Raw genomic sequence first — 15,821 nt, 5'->3', positions numbered from 1 at the left:
GAATCCTGATACCTCAAGTTTGGTTGAGGTCAAGCGTCGGTCTTCGGGACGCGTCGGCCTACGGTGGGAGGCATGACGACATCTCTCCCGCACATCGAGATCGACGGTGCCCCGGCGGGCGATCCCGCGCTCCTCGCCACCCTGTTGAGCGGCTTCGGCCACTTCACCGCCATGCAGGTGAGGGACGGGCGGGTCCGCGGTCTCGGCCTCCACGTCGACCGCCTGGACCGCTCCACCCGCGAGCTCTTCGGGCAGGGCGTCGACGGCGAGCGCGTCCGAGGCCTCCTGGCCGGCGCGCTGCGGACGGCGGGCCTCACCGACGCGACCGCGCGGGTGTACGTCTACGAGGGCGTCCGCCTCGTGACCGTCCTCCGGGCCCCGGCGGCCGCACCGCGAACCCCGCAGCGCCTGAGGTCCGTCGACTACTGGCGCCCCGCTCCCCACATCAAGCACCTGGGCGGCTTCGGCCAGTCGTACTACGGCGAGGCGGCCCGGCGCGAGGGCTACGACGACGCCCTCCTGGTCTCCCGGGACGGCGAGATCGCGGAGGGCGCGGTCACCAACATCGCCTTCTGGGACGGCACGTCGGTGATCTGGCCCTCCGCGCCCTGCCTCACAGGAGTCACGATGGCGCTCCTGGAGCAGCGCCTGGGCTCCGTACGACGCCGGGTGACGATGGCCGATCTCCCGGACATGCGGGCGGCGTTCGTGACGAACTCCCGCGGGGTCTCACCGGTGGGCGGGATCGACGCGCTCGCGTTCGCGGTGGACGAGGGGCTCATGGGGCGGGTGCACGAGGCGTACGGGTCGGTGCCGTGGGAGCGGCTGTAGGGAGCGACCACGGAAGAGCCCCTTCGCACCCAACACGGCCTGTCTGCAAGCTTGTTCGAGGCCGGGTGCCAGGTAGCATCGACGGTACGGGTGGGTGACATGGGGGTCCGGAGATGATCGCGAGGTACGTCGTCTCGCCGCGGGGCGGCCGTCGCTCCCACCCCGACATCACCTCCGCCCTGCGCGCCGCGGCCGCCCGGGGGAGGGCCGCCCAGATCGAGATCGCGCCCGGCCACTACGACGAGACGCTGTTCGTCCGGGGCGAGGTGCGGCTGTTCGCGCGTGACGGCGCGGGTTCCGTCGTGGTGAGCCGGCCGCGCGGGCCGGTGCTGGAGACCTCCGGAGCGGTGCACGTCGAAGGGCTCGTGCTGACCGGCGGTGACGCCGAGACGGACGCCGTCGCCTGCCAGGGCGGAACGCTCACCCTCGAACGGACCGAGATCCGGGTGCGGGGCGGCGTCGCCGTGCACGCGCGGCCGCACACCGCCGTCACCCTGCGGGACAGCACGGTCCTGCACGGTCGCACCGTCTTCACCGGGTCCTCGGGACTGGTCGAGCGGTGCCGGTTCACCGACGCCGCCGACAACGCGATCGCCGTGATCGAGGGGGCCCGGGTCGGTGTCCACGGCTGCCGGATCGAGGGCAGCCGGATCCACGGGGTGCGGGTCTGCGACGCGTACGGCGTGGTCACCGGTTGCGAGCTCACCGGCACCGGGCAGGCGGCGCTCATGGCGGACACCCGCGCCGAACTCACCGTGGCCGACTGCGCGATCACCGCCGTGCACGCGGAGGGGATCATGTTCATCGAGCAGTCCCGGGGCTCCGTGGACCGCACCCGCGTCACCGAGGCACGGCACGGGATCGGCGCGGCGAGCGGCGCGGACCCGGTGGTGCGCGGCTGTGTGCTCAGCGCGTGCCGGGACACCGGCATCAACGTGCAGACCTCGGCCCGGGGCAGGTTCGAGGACTGCGAGGTCGTGGGCGCGGGGAACGTCGCGGTGTTCTCGACCAAGGGCGGCGCGCCGGAGGTCCACGGCGGCCGCGTCCGCGGCGGCAACGTCGGCATCGCGGTCACCGAAGGCGCCCGGGGCCGCTTCACCGGCATCGCGATCGAGGATCTGACGGGAACGGCGCTGCGGGTCTTCGACGACGACTCCACGGCGGTGTTCGAGCGCGTCCGGGTGGACCGCTGCCCCACTGGTCTCGAGGCCCGGGGCAACGGAGGCACCACGGCCGAGGCCGTCGACACGGTGTTCCACGACTTCGCGCTGGCGGCTGTGGCCGTCGGAGGCCAGGCACGCGTCTCGCTCAAGGGCATCACGGCGGAGCGGGGGCTGCTGGGCTTCGGCGTCGGCGAGGAGGCCTCGCTGCGCGTCGCCGACAGCCGGGTCGGGGCGGTGACGAGTGGCGGGGCCGTGGTCCTGAACAGCGCGCGGCTCTTCGCGACGGACCTGACCGTCGCACGCTCCGAGTCCCTGGGCCTGTACGGCAGGGACTCGGCCTATCTGGACGTCACACGCGGCACGTTCAGGGAGTGCGCACACGTCGGCGCGGCCTTCGACGACGAGTGCGGCGGCCGGCTGGTGAACTGCTCCGTGAGCGGGCCGGGGGAGACGGCCGTGCGGCACAACGGGCGGGTCGACCTGACCGCGCTGGACACGACGCTGCCGGTCGTCCGCGTCGAGGAGCCGGTCGAGCTGCCGCCGCAGATCATCACCATCATCACCGGACCGGTCTTCAACGGCGACGTCAGCAACAGCCAGATCCTGTGGAACAACGAGAACGTCCACATCACCCCGCGGCACACGACAGAGGACGGTACCGGCACATGAGTGATCCGCAGCACGTGAACCGCTACGACGGCCCGGTGTTCAACGGCCCCGCCACGCAGAACCAGCTCGCCTGGAACAGCGAGAACGTCACCCAGAACCAGCAGGTCAACAGCGCGGTGGCGCCGGGCTACGAGGAGCTGGCCGCGCGGGTGACCGAGCTGCTGCGACAGCTGCCCGAGGCCGGCCTCGGCGACCGGGACCGTGAGGACGCGGAGGGTGCCGCCGGGGACGTCCTGGAGGCGATCACCGAACCGGCGCCCGAGGAGGGCAGGGTACGCCGCGCGCTCGCCACGCTGAGGGGAGTCCTGGCGCCCGTCGCGACGGGCGTCGCGGCGGGCACGACGGTGGGGGCCCAGGAGTGGGCCCGGGCGGCGATCGAGGGCCTGATCGTCTGAGGCCGACGCCGGGGCGGGCAGTCGTGTCACCCGTTCGACACGGGCCGTCAGCTGACTCTCCGTAACCCCTCCTGACCTGCGCAAACACCACCTGGGCAAGGCGCCGCACCGCACCGGACGGCGTAATTCTGACCCTCCCTCAGCAGGCGCGCGGCGCGTCGCGGCTCTTATCTCGGTCCTAGGAGGTAGGTCCCGGGAAGTCCCTCCCGGGCGGCCTCCCCGGCATGACCGCTCGCGCGCCCCGGAGGACCCCATGCGCACCACTGCCCGCCTGCTCACCGGTACCGCGTTGACGGTCGCCGCCGTCGGTGCCCTCGGCGCCCCTGCCTTCGCCGGGGAATCCGAGACGCTCGAGGTCTATCCGTCCTCCGCGACCCCGGGCACCACCGTCACCGTCAACACGCTCGCCTGCGGCAAGCACGGCCACGGTGTGGGAGACGCGCAGTCCCTCGGCGCGGGCGACTTCCAGCTGAACCCGAGCACGCACAAGGAGGTCGTGGTCGGCCAGTTCAAGGTCCCGCACCACACCAAGGCCGGTACGTACTGGATCAGCGTCGCCTGCGACAACGGCAGGACCGCGCGCGGTGAGCTCCGCGTCGAGCACAAGGTCCCGACCGGCCATGTGAGTACCGGTGTCGGGGGCAGCGTCGGCCCCGACACCACCCAGATCGCGGCGGGCGCGGCGGTGCTGGCCGCGGCTGCCGTCGGCGGTACGTGGCTCCTGCGCCGCCGGGCGAGCGGCGCGCAGGACGGCTGAGACGTACCGCACGTCCTGCCCCCGCCGCGCGCCCGCATGAGGCCCGGCGGGGGCAGGGCCACACCCGGGGTTCCGGTCCCCCACCCGGGGCCCTTCCCCCCGCACCACCCGAGAGGGCAGAACGTGAGCAACAGGAGCAAGGGCTGGGGCATAGCCGTCGCCGCGTGCGTCGGCATCTGGCTCGTGCAGAACGGGTCGGAGAACGTCACCCCGCCGGTCCCGTCCGCCGCCCAGGCCTTCGCCGCCGGTCCGAACGCGCACACCACAGCGGCCGCCGACCCGCTGCCGCCCTCCGCTCCGGTCCGGCTCCGCATCCCGGAGATCGATGTGGACACGCCCCTGATGGGGCTCGGCCTGGGACCCGACGGCGCCCTCGAGGTGCCGCCGGCCGATGACGGCAACCTGGCCGGCTGGTACGAGGGCGGCACCACGCCCGGCGCCGAAGGCACCGCGATCGTCGCCGGCCATGTCGACAACAAGCGGGGCCCCGCCGTCTTCTACGCCCTCGGCGCGCTCAAGAAGGGCAACCGGATCGAGGTGGACCGCCAGGACGGCCGGACCGCCGTCTTCACGATCGACGCCGTCGAGGTCTACCCGAACAAGGCGTTCCCCGACGCGAAGGTCTACGGCCGGGCGGACCGGGCCGAGCTGCGCGTGATCACCTGCGGCGGCGGCTTCACCGAGAAGAACGGCTACCAGGGCAACGTGGTCGCCTTCGGCCACCTCATCGGCGTGCGCTGACCCCGCTCAGGACCACTGGTCGAAGGCGAGCTTGGCGACCAGCGAGAAGACGACGACGAGCAGCACGCCGCGGACGAACTCGGCCCCCTTGCTCAGCGCCATCCTCGCCCCGACCATCCCGCCGGCCAGGTTGAACACGGCCATGACCGCCGCCAGCTGCCAGAGCACGCTGCCCTGGTAGGCGAACATCGCGAGCGCGCCCGCGTTGGTGCACACGTTGACGATCTTTGCCGTGGCGGAGGCGGTCACCAGGTCGAGATGGAGCACGGCGGTGAGCGCGAGGACCAGGAACGTGCCGGTGCCCGGCCCGAACAGCCCGTCGTAGAAACCGATGCCCCCGCCGACGAGCACGATCGCGGTGACGACGCGGGCCCGGCCGACGGGCCCCCTGGCCTCCGTCCGCGTCCCGAAGGAGGGCCGCAGCATCACGAAGGCCGCCACACCGACGAGCACGACCATGATCACGGGGCGCAGGACGTCGCTGCTGATCCCGGCCGCGAAGAAGGCGCCCGCCATCGACCCGGCGAGGGCCGCGAGCCCGATCCGTACGGCCGTCTTCACCTGCACCGGCGCCTTGCGCACGTAGGTGACGGCGGCCCCGGACGTGCCGACGATCGCGACGGCCTTGTTGGTACCGAGGATCTGCGCCGCCGGGACGTGCGGGAGCCCGAGCAGCAGGGCGGGCAGCAGCAGGAGCCCTCCCCCTCCGACCACGGCGTCGATCCAGCCGGCCACGAGCGCGGCGAGGCAGAGCACGATGAGCGTGGTCAGGGATATGTCAGGCATGCCCGCGAGCCTACGGAGGAGATGGGTGTGCAGTCCATCAATCCCCGGAGAGTTGAGCGACGTCTGAGGTTGTGCCGGCCGGCGACCGGTCGGGCGCGGGCGGCGCGGCCGGTTCGACGGCGGCCGTGAGGAAGGTGGCGGCGAGGGCGCCGGCGGCGAGGAGCCCGGCGGCGACCTGTCGTCTGGCGCGGTCGGCGGCGTGGACGCGCCGGGCGCGGTGCCGCATGCGGTGCTTGGCGCGGTGCTCAGTCATGGCTGAAGTCCTCGGAGTGGATGCGGCGGGCGGGAACCCCGGCCCGGACGAGTGAGGCGGTGGCGGCCCGGGCCATCGCGGGCGGGCCGCAGAGATAGACGTCGTGGGCGGCGAGGCCCGGAACCAGGTCGCGCAGGGCCTGCGGGGCGAGGGGGTCGAAGGAGCCGTCGGACGGGCCGAGGAGGTAGTGCAGGGCGGCTTCCCGTCCGCGTGCGATCCGTTCCAGCTCCTCGCGCAGGACGAGCCCCTCGGCGTCGGAGGCGCGGTAGAGCAGCGTCACGTCGCCCGGCCCGCCGGGCAGGGTCTCGAAGAGCGCACGCATCGGGGTGATGCCCACGCCCCCGGCGAGCAGCAGCACCTTCCGGCGCGTGCGGCGGTGGGCGGTGAGCGCGCCGAACGGTCCGGTGGCGAGCACGCGGGTGCCGGGGCGCAGTCGGCGGATCCGGCGGGTGTGGTCGCCGAGGGCCTTCACGGTGATCCGCAGGGTGTCGTCCCGGACCGGCGCGGAGAGCGAGAACGGGAGCGCGGTGCGCCAGAGCCGCCGGGACAGGAACCGCCAGCGGAAGAACTGGCCGGGTTCCGCGCACAGCCGCTCCAGGCCGGTGCCACGGATGGTCACGGAGACGACGTCCGGGCTCTCGTCGCGCACCTCGGTCACGCGGAGGGTGTGGCGGAGGGCCTGCCGGACGGGGACGACGATCCGGTACCAGACGAGGACGACGGCGACGGTCGCGTGCGCCATCGACCAGCCCCAGAGCGCGAGCACGCTTCCGGTGAGGTCGGGCCCGGCGAGCTGGTGCACGAAGCCGAGGGCGGCGGCGAGGTGGCTGAGCAGATGGACCGCCCGCCAGGTCTCGTGGCGCAGGCGCCGCCGGGCGGCCCGGGCGGAGGTCACCCCGACGGCGACGAGGAGCGCGGTACCGGCGGTGGCGGCGGCGAGCGCGGGGTAGGAGAGCAGCCCTCCGGCAGCGGTGACGAGATCGGTACGGGTGTGTACGGCGTACCCGCAGAGCGCGAGGAGCGCGTGGGCGCCCACGAGCCCGAGGACGTACCGGCCGCCGAAGGCGTGCCACCGGGCGAGCCGGTCGGCCCCGACGCCGTGCTCGACGGCGGGGACGCGGGCCATCAGGAAGAGCATGACGAGCACGCCGTATCCGGCGAGCAGCCCGGTGAGGTGGGCGCCACCGGCGAAGAAGGCGTCGAGCCGCGCCGAGGGCTGCGCCTGGACACCCCAGACGAGGGCCACTCCCCCGGCGCCGCCGACGAGGCCGTCGCGCAGCCGGTCGGGGGAGACGCGCGGCGGCACGGGGGGACGGGGTGCGAGGGTGCGGGGTGCGGGGGCACGGCGCGCGGGTGGGACGCGCCGGGCCGCGGGGTCACGAGGCGCGGGCGGGACGCGCGGGTCCGCGGGCGCGGGCCGCACACGCCCCTCGCGCTGCTCCAGGTAGGCGGCGAGCGCCGGATGGGTCGGTTCCTGAACCTCGGTGGTCACAGCACCGCACACTAGGGTCCGGCGGTATACGAGAACCCCAGGTCAGCCCCTCCCCCGCGATCCTTAAGGCCCTCTTGAGGACGCCCTGACCACCGGTTAAGCCTCACACCCGCGCGCCTCACAGTGCCCTTCCCCGGGAGCTGAGATCAGCGTTCCGTGCGGGAAACAGTCGGGATGCCGACGGGTAACACCCGCCCCGCACGCTTCGGTGCATGAGTACACGGATCGTGGTGGTCGGAGGCGGAACGGCGGGCGTCCGGCTCGCCCAGCGCCTGCCCGTCACCCTCCTCGGCGAAGAGCCGCACGCACCGTACAACCGGGTGCTGCTCGCGGACGTCCTCGCCGGGCGGTACGCGCCGGAGGTGATCGCGCTGCCCGCCCCCCTGGAGCCGGTGCGGCGCGGGGTGCGGGCGGTGCGGATCGACCGGGCCGCCCGGACCGTGGCGTGCGAGGACGGGACGGAGGTCGGCTACGACCGGCTGGTCCTGGCCACCGGCTCCAACCCGGTCCTTCCGCCGCTGCGCGGACTGCGCGGCGCGCGGCTGCCGTCGGGCGTCCACCCCTTCCGTACGCTCGACGACTGCCTGGAGCTGCGGGGCGTCGTCCGCCCCGGGGTCCGCGCGGTCGTCATCGGCGGCGGACTGCTCGGAGTCTCCGCCGCCCGCGCGCTGGCCGCGCTCGGCGCGGAGGTCGTGCTGACCCAGCAGGGCGAACGGCTCATGGAACGTCAGCTCGACGCGTCGGCATCGGAGTTGCTGCGGTCGCACGTGGAGGCCCTCGGCGTCGAGGTGCACACCGAGTGCCGGGTCAGCGGGCTGCGGCAGCGGGACGGAGCGGTCACGGCGGTCGAACTGGCCGACGGTTTCGTGCTCGACGCGCAGGTCGTGGTCCTCGCGTGCGGGGTGCGGCCGCGGACGGGTCTCGCCCGGGACGCGGGGCTCGGCGTGCGGACGGGTGTCGTCGTCGACGACCAGCTGCGGACCTCCGACCCGTACATCCACGCCATCGGCGACTGCGCCGAGCACGCCGGCCGCGTCTACGGCCTGGCGGGCCCGGCGCTGGAACAGGCGGACGCGCTCGCGGACGTCCTCGGTGCGGAGACGGCCGCCGCCGACGGCTCCCCGGCCGGGCCCGGCGCGGTCCGCCCCGCCTACACCGGCACCCGTGCCCTGACCCGGCTCACGCTGGGCGGGCCCGAGGCCCTCGACCTGGCCGCCTTCGGCGAGGCGACACCGCTGCCGGGGGACGACGTCGTCCAGCTGACCGACGCCACCCGGCGCGCCTACCGCAAGGTCGTCGTCCGCGGCGACCGGCTCGTCGGCGGCGTCCTGCTCGGCGATCTCGCCGCGGTCGGAACGCTCGCCCGGGCGTGGGAGGGCGACGAGGCCCTGCCCGACGCTCCCCTGCTTCATCTGCTCACCCATGACGGAGGCTCCTGAGATGCACACCCCCACCCTCGTCCTGGTCGGCCACGGCATGGTCGGCCAGCGGTTCCTGGAGGCGCTCGCGGACCGGGGCGTCACCGAGCGCGCGCGGGTCGTGGTCCTCTGCGAGGAGCCGCGCCCCGCCTACGACCGCGTCCAGCTGACCTCGTACTTCAGCGGCCGGACCCCCGACGACCTGTCGATGGTCGAGGACGGCTTCATGGCGAAGTACGGCATCGAGCTGTACGTCGGCGACCCGGCCGAGTCGGTCGACCGCGCGGCCCGCACGGTCACGGCCCGCTCCGGGCAGGTCTTCGCGTACGACACCCTCGTGCTGGCCACCGGCTCGTACCCCTTCGTGCCCCCCGTCCCGGGCAAGGACGCGCGCGGCTGTTTCGTCTACCGGACGATCGAGGACCTGTTCGCGATCGAGGAGTACGCGAAGACGGCGACGACCGGCGCGGTCGTCGGCGGCGGGCTGCTCGGCCTGGAGGCGGCGGGCGCGCTCAAGGGGCTCGGACTCGACACGCACGTCGTGGAGTTCGCGCCCCGGCTGATGCCGGTGCAGGTCGACGAGGGCGGTGGCGCTGCGCTGCTGCGCACGATCGAGCAGATGGGTCTCACCGTCCACACCGGCACGGGCACGCAGGAGGTCGTGACCGAGGACGGCGCGGTCACCGGGATGCGGCTCTCGGACGGCTCCGAGGTCGCCACGGACATGGTCGTCTTCTCCGCGGGTGTACGGCCCCGGGACCAGCTGGCGCGCGACTGCGGCCTGACGGTGGGCGAGCGCGGCGGCATCGCGGTGGACGACCGGTGCCGGACGTCCGACCCGTCCGTCTACGCGATCGGCGAGTGCGCGCTCGCCTCGGACGGCCGGGTGTACGGCCTGGTGGCGCCCGGCTACGAGATGGCGCTGACCGCGGCGGCGACGATCGCCGACGAGGCCGAGGAACGCTCCTTCACGGGCGCCGACATGTCGACGAAGCTGAAGCTCCTCGGTGTGGACGTGGCCTCCTTCGGGGACGCGCACGGCACGGCCGAGGGCTGCCTCGACGTCGTGTACTCCGACTCCCGCTCCGGGGTCTACAAGAAGCTCGTGGTCGACCGGGAGGGTGTGCTGCTCGGCGGTGTCCTGGTCGGCGACGCCGACTCGTACGGGATGCTGCGGCCGCTCACCGGCTCGGTGCCGCCCGTCTCCCCGGAGCAGCTGGTCCTCCCGGCGGGCGCCGGCGCTCCGGTCGCGCTGGGGCCCTCGGCCCTCCCCGACGACGCGGTCATCTGCTCGTGCCACAACGTCACCAAGCACGCGATCACCCAGTGCGCGACGCTGCCGGAGGTGAAGAAGTGCACCAAGGCGGGGACCGGCTGCGGCAGTTGCGTGAAGCTCATCGGCCAGCTGCTGCCGGAACCCGCGGACAAGGGGCTGTGCGGCTGCTTCGCGTACACCCGCAGTGAGCTGTACGAGATCACCCGCACCCTGCGGCTGACCTCCTTCGCCGAACTGCTCGACTCGCACGGCCGGCCGGAGGCGCGGGGCGGCGAGGGCTGCGAGGTCTGCAAGCCGACGGTCGGCTCGATCCTGGCCAGTCTCGCGCCGACGATCGGGGCGGGCGGCTACATCCTCGACGGCGAGCAGGCCTCCCTCCAGGACACCAACGACCACTTCCTCGCCAACCTGCAGCGCAACGGCTCGTACTCGGTCGTGCCGCGCATCCCGGGTGGCGAGATCACCCCGGAGAAGCTGATCGTGATCGGTGAGGTGGCCCGCGACTTCGGGCTGTACACCAAGATCACGGGAGGTCAGCGGATCGACCTGTTCGGCGCGCGGGTCGACCAACTGCCGGCGATCTGGACCCGGCTGGTCGACGCGGGCTTCGAGTCGGGGCACGCGTACGGCAAGTCACTGCGCACGGTGAAGTCCTGCGTGGGACAGACCTGGTGCCGCTACGGCGTCCAGGACTCGGTGAAGATGGCGATCCAGCTGGAGCTGCGCTACCGGGGTCTGCGTTCGCCGCACAAGCTCAAGTCGGCGGTCTCCGGCTGCGCGCGGGAGTGCGCGGAGGCGCAGTCGAAGGACTTCGGCGTCATCGCCACGGCGAACGGCTGGAACCTGTACGTCGGCGGCAACGGCGGCGCGACCCCGCGCCACGCGGACCTCCTGGCGCAGGACCTGTCGGACGCCGAACTGGTGCGGCTGATCGACCGCTTCCTGATGTTCTACATCCGTACCGCCGACCGTCTGGAGCGCACCTCGGTGTGGCTGGAGCGCCTGGAGGGCGGGCTCGGCCATCTGCGGGACGTGGTCGTCCACGACTCACTGGGGCTCTGCGACGAACTGGAGGCGCTGATGGCGGCCCATGTCGACGACTACCAGGACGAGTGGGCCGCGACCCTGGACGACCCGGAGCGGCTGCGCCGCTTCGTCTCCTTCGTGAACGCGCCCGACGCTCCGGACCCGTCGGTGCGGTTCGTCCCGGAGCGGGACCAGATCAAGCCGGACCTGACCGTCCTCACCATCGGAACTCTGGAAGGGGTCTGAAGCCCGATGAACCTCGAACTCTCCCACGATGCCGAGACCGACGCCTGGACGACGGTCTGCGAGACCTCCCGGCTGATCCCCGGCCGGGGTGTGGCCGCGCTCCTTCCCGACGGCCGGCAGGCGGCGCTCTTCCTGGACCGGGCGGGCCGGGCGTACGCGATCGAGAACCGCGACCCGTTCACCGGCGCCCAGGTGCTGTCCCGGGGCCTCCTCGGCTCGGCGGGCGGCCGTACCTTCGTGGCCTCGCCGCTCCTGAAGCAGCGCTTCGACCTGGAGACGGGGAGGTGCCTGGACGACGAGGGGGTGTCGGTGACGGTCTTCCCGGTCCGCACGGTCCGGGTCGAACCGGCCGTCGGAACCGACCTGGTGAGCGACGGCGGCGTATCGGCCTGAGGCGGTCCGACGTAGGCTGTGCGGTCCTACTCCGGAGTAAGAACGAGGGGGTCCGCATGGCCACGCCCGGCCGCAGCACCGGCAGCACCACCGGCACAGGCGCCGGCACCGGGACCCGCGCGGGCACCCGCACCAGGACCCGGGCCTGGAGCGCCCGCGACATCCCGGACCAGCGGGGCCGCACCGCCGTGGTCACCGGCGCCAACAGCGGCATCGGTCTGGTCACCGCCCGCGAACTGGCCCGCAGCGGCGCCCGGGTGGTGCTCGCCTGCCGCAGCGAGGCCCGGGGCACGGCGGCCGTCGACCAGGTGCGGGGCGAAGTGCGGGACGCGGAGGTGGAGTTCCGCCCGCTGGACCTCGCCAGCCTCTCCTCCGTACGGCAGTTCGCGGCCTCGCTCCCGTACGAGCGGCTCGATCTGCTCGTCAACAACGCGGGGGTGATGGCGCTGCCGTACGCCCGGACCGCGGACGGCTTCGAGACGCAGTTCGGCGTCAACCACCTGGGGCACTTCGCGCTCACCGGCCTGCTGCTGCCCCGGCTGCTCGACGCGCCCGCGGCCCGTGTCGTCACCGTCTCCAGCGGCATGCACGCGATATCCAGGCTGGACATGGGCGATCTCAACAGCGAGCGGAGGTACCGGCGCTGGATCGCGTACGGCCGCTCGAAGACGGCCAATCTGCTCTTCGTCCACGAGCTGGCCAGGCGCCTGAGGGCGGCGGGCTCGGGGATCGTGGCGGCGGCCGCCCACCCCGGGTACGCGGCGACCGATCTGCAGACGGCCGGGGCGCGGATGGAGGGCCGTACCGGCGCCGAGCGGATCATCGGGCTCGGCAACCGGATCCTCGCCCAGTCGGCCGAGGCCGGGGCGCTGCCGACGCTCTACGCGGCGACCGCGGACGGGGTGGCGGCCGACTCGTTCACCGGCCCGTCGTTCCTGATGGTGCGGGGTGCGCCCGGCGCCTCCTGGCGGGCGCGGTGGACCCTCGACGACGTCGCCGGCGAGCGGCTCTGGGTTGCCTCGGAGCAGCTCACCGGCGTGACGTACGACGCTCTGAAGGGGTGACCGGCGGGTGTGCCCGCCCGGTGATCAGCCCTCGATGGCGGCCTGGTCCATCCACATGACCTCCCAGTGGTGGCCGTCCGGGTCCGTGAAGGAGCGGCCGTACATCGTCCCGTAGTCCATGGGCTCCTTCGCCGGCGTACCACCGGCGGCGAGCGCGCCGTCCGCCAGCTCGTCGACCTTCTCGCGGCTCTCGGCGCTGAGCGCCAGGAGCACCTCGCTCGTCCTGGTCGCGTCGGCGATCTCCTTCCCGGGCGCGGTGAACTCCTTGAACTTGGGCTCCGTCAGCAGCATCGCGAAGATCGTGTCGCTGATGACCATGCAGGCGGCGGTGTCGTCGCTGAACTGCGGGTTGAAGGAGTAGCCGAGCTTGCCCCAGAAGGCCTTCGAGGCCTCGAGGTCCTTGACCGGCAGGTTGACGAAGATCATCTGGTTCATGGTGTCCGCTCTCTCATGTGGCCCGGGGTGTCTCGGGTGCCTCGTGTGCGCTTTCGAGAGTTAAGACGGCGGACCCCGTGAAAACTCATCGGCGCGCGGGAAGTTTTCTCCGGACGGGTCCAGCGTCGGGGCACGAGCCCCGCGGGCAGGAAGACCCGCGAGCAGGACGGTGAACGCCCCGGCCGGCCGCTGCACGGCCGCCTTCGCCGACGAGGACCTGCGCCGGCGGTGGCTCCCGGACGGCGAGCTGGAGGTACGCACCCACCGGCCGGGGAAGTCCGTGACGGCGGAGTGGGACGGCGGCACGAGCCGGATTGAGGTCTACCTGACCCCGATGGGCGACGCGAAGACACGGATCCGCCTCGGCCACACGAAACTCCCGGACGCGGACGCGGTGGGGGCCTGCAAGGCCTTCTGGCGCGAGCGGCTCGCCGAGCTCAAGACCGTGCTGGAGTCGGAGGCGTAACCCTTCCCGCGCCACGCCGTGCGCCGGGGTGCGCGCCACCGGACCCCACTGACATTCCGACCGACGCTTCCCCTTCACCGGTTGTTGATGCACCGTCAACTCGGTACCAACTCCGTACTCCTAGGTTCCGAAAGCGCGCGACCCCGCCGCCGACCGGTGCGGCGGGTTCACACACCACCCCCTCTGGAGTGAGACGTGGAGCGACGCAGTTTCCTGCGCGGAGCGGTCATCGGCACGTCGGCGGCCGCCTTCGGCGGCACCCTGATGCGCGGGGCGGCCTACGCGGCCCCCGCCCAGCCCGGCGCCGGCCCCTACGGGGCCCTCGGTCCGGCCGACGCCAACGGCATCCTGCTGCCGAGCGGATTCAGCAGCCGGGTCATCGCCCGGTCGGGACAGACCGTCCCCGGCACCTCGTACACCTGGCACAACGCCCCCGACGGCGGCGCCTGCTTCGCCGACGGAAGCGGCTGGATCTACGTCTCCAACTCGGAGATCAACCCCGGCGGCGGCGCGAGCGCGGTGAAGTTCGGCTCCACCGGCAACGTCACGGGCGCGTACCGCATCCTCTCCAACACCCGCACCAACTGCGCGGGCGGCAAGACCCCGTGGAACACCTGGCTCTCCTGCGAGGAGGTCAGCCTCGGGTACGTCTACGAGACCGACCCGTACGGCGTGAACGCGGCCGTCCGCCGCGCCGCGATGGGGCGCTTCAAGCACGAGGCCGCCGCGGCCGACCCCGTCCGCAAGGTCGTCTACCTGACCGAGGACGAGACCAGCGGCTGCTTCTACCGGTTCATACCCACCACCTGGGGCAACCTCTCCTCCGGGACGCTCCAGGTACTGGTGGCCGGCACCGCCGCCTCCGGCTCCTTCACCTGGCAGAACGTCCCGGACCCGGACGGCTCTCCGACCGCGACGCGCAGCCAGGTCTCCGGCTCGAAGAAGTTCAACGGCGGTGAGGGCTGCCACTACGCCAACGACACCGTCTGGTTCACCACCAAGGGCGACAACCGCCTCTGGCAGCTCAACCTCACCACGAACACCTACGAGCTCGCGTACGACGACTCGCTGGTGTCCGGCGGCGGCGCCCCGCTGACGGGCGTGGACAACGTCACCGGCTCCTCCTCCGGCGATCTGTTCATCGCCGAGGACGGCGGCAACATGGAGATCTGCATCATCACGCCGGACGACGTCGTCGCCCCGTTCCTGCGGATCAGCGGCCAGTCCGGCTCCGAGATCACCGGGCCCGCCTTCTCCCCCGACGGCAGGCGGCTGTACTTCTCCAGCCAGCGCGGCACCTCCGGCAGCTCCTCCGGCGGCATCACCTACGAGGTGACCGGCCCGTTCCGCGCGTAGAGGCGCTCGGCGGGGGCCGCCGACACGGCCCCCGCCACCCTTCGCCGGGCGCCGCCCAGCAGGGCGGCGCCCAGCGGCGTCAGGGTGTGCAGGACGGCGTTGCCGTGCCGCAGGGTGGCGACCAGGCCCGCCTCGCGCAGGACGCCCGCGTGCTGGCTGGCCGAGGCGAGCGACACCCCCGCCCGGCGGGCGAGTTCGCTGGTCGTGCCGCCGTCGCCGATCGCGTGCAGGACCGCCGAGCGCGTGTTGCCGACCAGCTTGGCGAGCGAGGAGCCGCCCGGCTCGTGCACGGTCGGCGCCTCGCAGTGCGTCGTCGGGTAGACGAGCACCGGCGGCAGCGTCGGGTCGCGCAGGACGACCGGGGTGCCGCGGCAGAAGTACGAGGGCTGCAGCAGCAGGCCCCTGCCGTCGAGGTGCAGGTCGCGCGTGACGGGATAGTCGGCCTCCAGGACCGGCGAGCGCCAGCGGAACATCGGCGGCAGCGAGGCGAGGAGCTCCTCGGCGCCCCCGTCGAGCAGGGCCCGGCCGCGCAGCGCGCGGTCGGCCTCGACCCGGGCGCGGATGTGCGGCCAGTACGGCTCGATCGCCACGCGGTGGTAGCTGCGCAGGGTCCCGATGAGCCGGCTGAACGGTTCGGCACCACCCTCGGCGAGAGCCCGCAGCGAGTGCGGCACCGTACGGCCGCCGGCCCGGTCCGCGCCGAGGAGGGCCAGCTCGGCCCCGAGCCGCTCCCGGGGGGTCTCGCGGAGCGCCTGAAGGGCCTCGTCGAGGCCGTGGAGGCCCTCGGGAGGGGTCAGGAAGTCGGGGAAGTAACCGCGACTCGGCACGAGGGCGGCGAGCAGTCGCGTCTCTCCGTTGAGTCGTGGACGCGTGTCGGAACGCCATTCTCCGTAGACGACCGGCCCGCGCCGGTCCCTAAGCCGATGAAAGCTGAGAATCGTTTCCCACAGAACGTCAGGCCGGGCCGCCATCCGCACCCCCGCCACATCGCTCGCGGTGAAATGAATCCGCAGCATTGAACCCCCACCTGTGCACTCGCAACCGCCCCCGTCGA

At 73.0% G+C, this 15,821-nt stretch carries 16 protein-coding genes; 11 read left to right on the top strand and 5 right to left on the bottom strand.

Annotated elements, in window-relative coordinates; genetic code table 11:
* Positions 1-72 precede the first annotated feature (72 nt).
* The 5 genes from ACZ3IJ_RS23185 to ACZ3IJ_RS23165 all read left to right on the top strand — a co-directional run bounded on the left by ACZ3IJ_RS23185 (position 73) and on the right by ACZ3IJ_RS23165 (position 4,556).
* Positions 73-831 carry an aminotransferase class IV gene (locus tag ACZ3IJ_RS23185; RefSeq protein WP_467471034.1) on the top strand — a complete coding sequence of 253 codons (759 nt, stop codon included), beginning with the start codon at positions 73-75 and terminating at the stop codon, positions 829-831.
* Between the two features lie 113 nt (positions 832-944).
* Positions 945-2,663: a right-handed parallel beta-helix repeat-containing protein gene (locus ACZ3IJ_RS23180; RefSeq protein ID WP_467471032.1), complete on the top strand. Its 1,719-nt coding sequence runs from the start codon at positions 945-947 to the stop codon at positions 2,661-2,663.
* On the top strand, positions 2,660-3,058 hold the full coding sequence (locus tag ACZ3IJ_RS23175; protein ID WP_467471030.1) for a hypothetical protein: 399 nt from the start codon (positions 2,660-2,662) through the stop codon (positions 3,056-3,058). The genes ACZ3IJ_RS23180 and ACZ3IJ_RS23175 overlap by 4 nt, the downstream gene beginning before the upstream one ends.
* A gap of 253 nt (positions 3,059-3,311) precedes the next feature.
* Entirely contained in the window at positions 3,312-3,815 is a 504-nt protein-coding gene (locus tag ACZ3IJ_RS23170; protein WP_391797432.1) for a hypothetical protein, read from the top strand.
* Between the two features lie 123 nt (positions 3,816-3,938).
* The gene (locus tag ACZ3IJ_RS23165) at positions 3,939-4,556 is read left to right on the top strand and encodes a class F sortase (protein ID WP_467471028.1); all 618 of its coding nucleotides are present in this window, start codon (positions 3,939-3,941) and stop codon (positions 4,554-4,556) included.
* A 6-nt stretch (positions 4,557-4,562) separates the two neighbouring features.
* Here ACZ3IJ_RS23165 and ACZ3IJ_RS23160 read toward each other — a convergent pair whose 3' ends face one another.
* Genes ACZ3IJ_RS23160 through ACZ3IJ_RS23150 form a run of 3 tightly spaced genes read right to left on the bottom strand, consistent with a single transcriptional unit; the run spans position 4,563 to position 6,901 of the window.
* Positions 4,563-5,342, bottom strand: coding sequence for a TSUP family transporter (locus ACZ3IJ_RS23160; protein ID WP_467471026.1), 780 nt, complete (start codon positions 5,340-5,342; stop codon positions 4,563-4,565).
* 37 nt (positions 5,343-5,379) lie between these two features.
* The gene (locus ACZ3IJ_RS23155) at positions 5,380-5,595 is read right to left on the bottom strand and encodes a hypothetical protein (RefSeq protein WP_467471024.1); all 216 of its coding nucleotides are present in this window, start codon (positions 5,593-5,595) and stop codon (positions 5,380-5,382) included.
* A complete protein-coding gene (locus ACZ3IJ_RS23150; RefSeq protein WP_467471390.1) occupies positions 5,588-6,901 on the bottom strand; it encodes a ferredoxin reductase family protein in 1,314 nt (437 codons plus the stop codon). Before ACZ3IJ_RS23150 ends, ACZ3IJ_RS23155 begins: the two co-directional genes overlap by 8 nt.
* A gap of 398 nt (positions 6,902-7,299) precedes the next feature.
* Here ACZ3IJ_RS23150 and ACZ3IJ_RS23145 point away from each other — a divergent pair, with 398 nt between their 5' ends.
* From ACZ3IJ_RS23145 to ACZ3IJ_RS23130, 4 genes are read left to right on the top strand one after another with little or no spacing between them, the layout of a single operon-like run.
* A complete protein-coding gene (locus tag ACZ3IJ_RS23145; protein ID WP_467471022.1) occupies positions 7,300-8,526 on the top strand; it encodes an NAD(P)/FAD-dependent oxidoreductase in 1,227 nt (408 codons plus the stop codon).
* Between the two features lies 1 nt (position 8,527).
* On the top strand, positions 8,528-11,053 hold the full coding sequence (gene nirB / locus ACZ3IJ_RS23140; protein ID WP_467471020.1) for a nitrite reductase large subunit NirB: 2,526 nt from the start codon (positions 8,528-8,530) through the stop codon (positions 11,051-11,053).
* A 6-nt stretch (positions 11,054-11,059) separates the two neighbouring features.
* Positions 11,060-11,446, top strand: a complete 387-nt coding sequence (gene nirD, locus ACZ3IJ_RS23135; RefSeq protein ID WP_467471018.1) for a nitrite reductase small subunit NirD — start codon at positions 11,060-11,062, stop codon at positions 11,444-11,446.
* A 56-nt stretch (positions 11,447-11,502) separates the two neighbouring features.
* Entirely contained in the window at positions 11,503-12,510 is a 1,008-nt protein-coding gene (locus ACZ3IJ_RS23130; protein ID WP_467471016.1) for an oxidoreductase, read from the top strand.
* Positions 12,511-12,534: 24 nt separating this feature from the next.
* Here ACZ3IJ_RS23130 and ACZ3IJ_RS23125 read toward each other — a convergent pair whose 3' ends face one another.
* Complete coding sequence (locus ACZ3IJ_RS23125) at positions 12,535-12,945, bottom strand: VOC family protein (RefSeq protein ID WP_467471014.1); 411 nt, start codon at positions 12,943-12,945, stop codon at positions 12,535-12,537.
* A 169-nt stretch (positions 12,946-13,114) separates the two neighbouring features.
* Here ACZ3IJ_RS23125 and ACZ3IJ_RS23120 point away from each other — a divergent pair, with 169 nt between their 5' ends.
* Positions 13,115-13,411, top strand: a complete 297-nt coding sequence (locus ACZ3IJ_RS23120) for an SRPBCC domain-containing protein (protein ID WP_467471012.1) — start codon at positions 13,115-13,117, stop codon at positions 13,409-13,411.
* A 195-nt stretch (positions 13,412-13,606) separates the two neighbouring features.
* A complete protein-coding gene (locus ACZ3IJ_RS23115) occupies positions 13,607-14,767 on the top strand; it encodes a PhoX family protein (protein ID WP_467471010.1) in 1,161 nt (386 codons plus the stop codon).
* Here ACZ3IJ_RS23115 and ACZ3IJ_RS23110 read toward each other — a convergent pair.
* On the bottom strand, positions 14,737-15,783 hold the full coding sequence (locus tag ACZ3IJ_RS23110; protein ID WP_467471008.1) for an ArsR/SmtB family transcription factor: 1,047 nt from the start codon (positions 15,781-15,783) through the stop codon (positions 14,737-14,739). The two genes, ACZ3IJ_RS23115 and ACZ3IJ_RS23110, sit on opposite strands and share 31 nt — an antisense overlap.
* Between the last annotated feature and the right edge of the window lie 38 nt (positions 15,784-15,821).

The sequence above is a fragment of the Streptomyces sp. NPDC013317 genome (genome assembly GCF_055563155.1).
Note: the sequence above shows the minus strand (reverse complement) of the source record. Positions and strands in the feature narration are given on the sequence as shown.